This is a genomic window from uncultured Cetobacterium sp., assembly GCF_947038635.1.
Taxonomy (GTDB): Bacteria; Fusobacteriota; Fusobacteriia; order Fusobacteriales; family Fusobacteriaceae; genus Cetobacterium_A.
Genome location: NZ_CAMQXC010000155.1, coordinates 1 through 4,400, shown reverse-complemented (window position 1 = coordinate 4,400; position 4,400 = coordinate 1). Strand labels below are relative to the sequence as shown.

General features: G+C 29.1%; 5 protein-coding genes. All 5 read left to right on the top strand.

The window, feature by feature from the left end; genetic code table 11:
• Nucleotides 1-1,005 (top strand): glycosyltransferase N-terminal domain-containing protein (locus tag Q0V08_RS10865; RefSeq protein ID WP_297434688.1); only part of this gene is annotated, 1,005 nt, incomplete at its 5' end.
• Nucleotides 1,002-1,703 carry a tRNA (guanosine(46)-N7)-methyltransferase TrmB gene (gene trmB, locus Q0V08_RS10860; RefSeq protein ID WP_297434686.1) on the top strand — a complete coding sequence of 234 codons (702 nt, stop codon included), beginning with the start codon at nucleotides 1,002-1,004 and terminating at the stop codon, nucleotides 1,701-1,703. The genes Q0V08_RS10865 and trmB, both read left to right, overlap by 4 nt.
• 25 nt (nucleotides 1,704-1,728) lie before the next feature.
• Nucleotides 1,729-3,009, top strand: a complete 1,281-nt coding sequence (locus Q0V08_RS10855) for an adenylosuccinate synthase (RefSeq protein ID WP_257162781.1) — start codon at nucleotides 1,729-1,731, stop codon at nucleotides 3,007-3,009.
• Between the two features lie 48 nt (nucleotides 3,010-3,057).
• Nucleotides 3,058-4,089 (top strand): asparaginase, encoded by a 1,032-nt coding sequence (locus Q0V08_RS10850; protein WP_297434683.1) that lies wholly within the window; start codon nucleotides 3,058-3,060, stop codon nucleotides 4,087-4,089.
• Nucleotides 4,090-4,098: 9 nt separating this feature from the next.
• Entirely contained in the window at nucleotides 4,099-4,311 is a 213-nt protein-coding gene (locus Q0V08_RS10845) for a hypothetical protein (RefSeq protein ID WP_297434682.1), read from the top strand.
• Nucleotides 4,312-4,400 lie beyond the last annotated feature (89 nt).

The window sequence follows — 4,400 nt, the reverse complement described above, 5'->3', positions numbered from 1 at the left end:
CTTACAGCGTTTACTGATACTGGTTATGAAATAGCTATGAATAAATATTCAAAAGATGATAGAATATCTATATTAAGATTTCCTTTAGATGATATTTTTATACTTAAAAGAATATTTAACTATATTAATGTTTCTAAAATAATTCTGATAGAAACTGAGATTTGGCCTAACTTTATAAATTTAGGTTCAAAATATTCTAAGATATTTATTGTTAATGGAAGAATTTCAAATAAAAGTTTTCCTAGATATAAAAAAATATCTTGGATTATAAAGCCTCTTTTTTCTAAAATATCTGGATTTTTTATGCAATCTCAAGAAGATAAAGATCGAATAATTCTTTTAGGTGCTGATAAAAATAAAGTTTTTATCACTGGTAATCTAAAATTTGATATTTCTTTTGAAACATTTTCTTCTGAAGATATGTCAAATTTAAAGAAGCTTATAAAAAGTGATACAAGAAAAATTTTTGTTGCTGGTAGTACTAGACAAGGAGAAGATTCTATTCTTATAGATGTTTTTAAGAATCTTAAAAATACACTTCTTGTAATTGTTCCACGACATTTAGAAAGAGTTTCTGAAATTGAAACTTTAATAAAAAATTCAAATTTTACATATAAAAAGTTAACTGATTTAGAATTAAACCCATCTTTAGAAAAATTTCAAATACTTATTGTTGATAAAATGGGCATTCTAAGGCAGTTTTATTCTATTGCTGATATTGTATTTGTTGGTGGAACATTAGTTAATGTTGGTGGTCATAGTTTATTAGAACCACTATTTTATGGAAAATCTCCTATTTTTGGCCCGTACTTACAAAATGTTAAAGATATATCTAAAGATATTTTAAATCTTAATATTGGATATAAAGTTAACAACAAGGAAGAGTTTTTAAATATTATTAATCTCTTAGAAACAAATCCTGTTTCTGAGGATAAAATAAAAGCATTTTTCAAAAGCAATCAAAATGCTGCTGAAAAAACGATTAAATTTATGGAGGAAGAATGAAAGAAAGATTAGAAGGCACTCTATGGAAACACTTCTTCACAAATCCTAGAACTAATTATAACCCATACATGGTTAAATTAGTAGAATACCCTAATCACATTATCTATGATAGTGAAATTATGGATTCTTATAGAGGAAATTGGAACCAAAAAGCTTTTGGAAACAATAATCCTGTGTATCTTGAGATAGGATCTGGAAGTGGAAATTTTGCAGTTGGAATGGCTGCTAAATATCCTGAGAGAAATCACTTAGCTCTTGAAATAAGATTTAAAAGATTAGTTTTATCTGCAACTAAAGCCGTTAAAAGAAATCTTAATAATGTTGTTTTTTTAAGAAGACGTGGTGAAGATATTACAAAATTTATAGGAAATGAAGAGATTGAAGGACTTTATATTAATTTTCCTGATCCTTGGGAAGGAAATGAAAAAAATAGAATACTTCAACCTAAACTTTTTGAGCTTCTTGATGTTATAATGAAAGTCGATGGAACTTTATTTTTTAAAACAGATCATGACCAATACTATTCAGATGTTCTTGAATTTGCTAAAGATTTAAAAAACTATGAAGTAGTTTATCATACACCTGATTTACATAACAGCCCAAAGGCTGCTGATAATATCAGAACAGAGTTTGAAGATTTATTTATATGTAAGCACAATAAAAATATCAACTATATTGAAATAAAAAAAATCAAATAACGAAATAATACATGGAGGTATTTAAATGGCAGGATATGTTGTAGTTGGAACTCAATGGGGAGACGAAGGAAAAGGAAAAATAATTGACGTTCTTGGAGATAGAGCTGATTACGTTGTTAGATTCCAAGGTGGAAATAATGCTGGACACACAGTTGTTGTTAATGGAGAGAAGTTTATACTTCATTTATTACCATCTGGTATGTTACATGGACAAGGTAAATGTATCATTGGACCAGGAGTTGTTGTTGATCCTAAAGTTCTTTTAAAAGAACTTGATACATTAGAAGCTAAAGGAGCTAAAGTTGATCACCTATTCATAAGTGATAGAGCTCATCTTATTATGCCTTACCACATTCAATTAGATATCTTAAAAGAAGAAAGAAGTGGAGATAACAAAATTGGAACTACAAAAAGAGGAATTGGACCTTGTTACTCTGATAAATTCTCAAGAGTTGGAATTAGAGCTGTTGAGTTATTAGATATGGAACTATTCGCTAAGAAATTAAAAATGAATTTAGAAGAGAAAAATGAACTTTTCACTAAAATCTATGATGCTCCAACTATGAAGTTTGAAGATATTTTTGAAGAGTATAAAGGATACGCTGAAAGATTAAAGCATAGAATTATTGATGCTACTCCTGAAATTAACAAAGCTTTAGATGATGATAAATTCGTTTTATTTGAAGGGGCTCAAGCTATGATGCTAGATATTAACTATGGAACATACCCATATGTTACTTCATCATCTCCTACAAGTGGAGGAGTTACTACTGGTGTTGGAGTTTCTCCTAGAAAAATCGATAGAATAATTGGAGTTATGAAAGCTTATACAACTAGAGTTGGAGAAGGACCTTTCGTTACTGAGTTAAATAATGATTTAGGAGAAAAAATCAGACAAATTGGTGGAGAGTTTGGAGCTACTACTGGAAGACCAAGAAGATGTGGATGGTTAGATCTTGTTGTTGGTAAATATGCTGTTGATATCAACGGATTAACTGACGTTGTAATAACAAAAATCGACGTTTTAAGTGGATTAGATACTTTAAAAATCTGTACTGGATACGAAATCGATGGAAAAGTTTACACAACTGTACCTGCTGCTACAGAAAAATTAGCTTATGCTAAACCAATTTATGAAGAGTTACCTGGATGGACAGAGGATATCTCTAATATGAAGGATTACAATGAGTTACCTGAGAACTGTAAAAAATACCTTGCTAGAGTTGAAGAGTATTTAGGATGTCAAATAACTGTTGTTTCTGTTGGTCCTGATAGAAGCCAAAACATATTCTTAAAAGATATATAAAAAATCAATCCCCTAGTTTACTAGGGGATTAATTTTAGGAGGAGCTAAATGTTAGAAAAAATTCTTATCATAAATACTGGGGGTACTATTGGTATGGTCAATAGCGAGGAAAACAATCCTAATAGTCCTTTAAGACCTGCTAAAAATTGGTTTGAGGTTGCTAAAAATCATCCTATTTTAGAAAGATTTCCTGCTGACTACTGCCAAATTACAACTTTAATTGATTCTTCAGATATGAATCCTGAAATTTGGATTGATATTGTTAAAATTATAGAAAAAAACTATTATAATTATAGAGGATTTGTTATTTTACATGGAACTGATACTATGGCCTTTACAGCTTCTGCTTTATCTTTTATGCTTAAAAATCTCGATAAACCTGTAGTTTTAACTGGCTCTCAAGTTCCTTTAGTTACACCAAGAAGTGATGCTCTTCAAAACTTAATTACATCAATTCAAATAGCTGGAAATAGAATTTATGGTGTTAAAAGTATACCTGAAGTTACTATCTGTTTTAGAGATGAACTATTAAGAGGTAATCGAGCTAGAAAAATTGATGCTACAAATTATTTTGGATTTGCTTCTCCAAATTATAGAGCTTTAGGAGAAATTGGATGTGAAATTAAAATTCATGATAAAAAAGTCTTAGATATGCCTAAAAATGAGTTTTATACAGATCCTTCTATCAACAGTAACATACTCATTGTTGAAATTTTTCCTGGAATGAATCCTCAATATATAAAAACACTTGTAGAATCTCATTCTGAAATAAAAGGAGTAATTTTAAAAACTTATGGAAATGGTAATGCTCCTACTACTGATAATTTTGTTACAGCTTTAGAATCTATTATTAATTCAGGAGTTGTTGTTGTTAACATTACTCAATGCGCAACTGGTGCTGTTAAAATGGGGTTATACGAAGCTAGTAGTGCACTAAAAAGTATTGGAGTAATTAGCGGTGGAGATATGACTCCTGAGGCAGCAATTACTAAATTAATGTATTTATTAGGAAAAAATCTTACTATTCAAGACATTAAGATCTTTATGGAATCTGATTTATGTGGTGAAATAACTGTTTGAAGGAGTGTTATGAATAAAGAGCTTTGGAAAAATAATAAAAATGGTAAACTTTATGAAGTTCTAAATTACAATATATTAAATTGTACTAATGAGCAAGATGGACAAATTATGTATCTATATAAAGTTTTTTCTGAACAAGTCTTAGATTCAAAAGGAAATGAAAAACTTTTTGTTAGATCTGAAGATGAATTTAAAACTAAATTTACAAAATATAGTTTATAATTTAAATAGAGAAAAAGCTGACTTAAAAAAGTCAGGGGTCTAATTAAATATTTGTGTAAACCTTCAAGTTGGGGTAATATTAAATTATC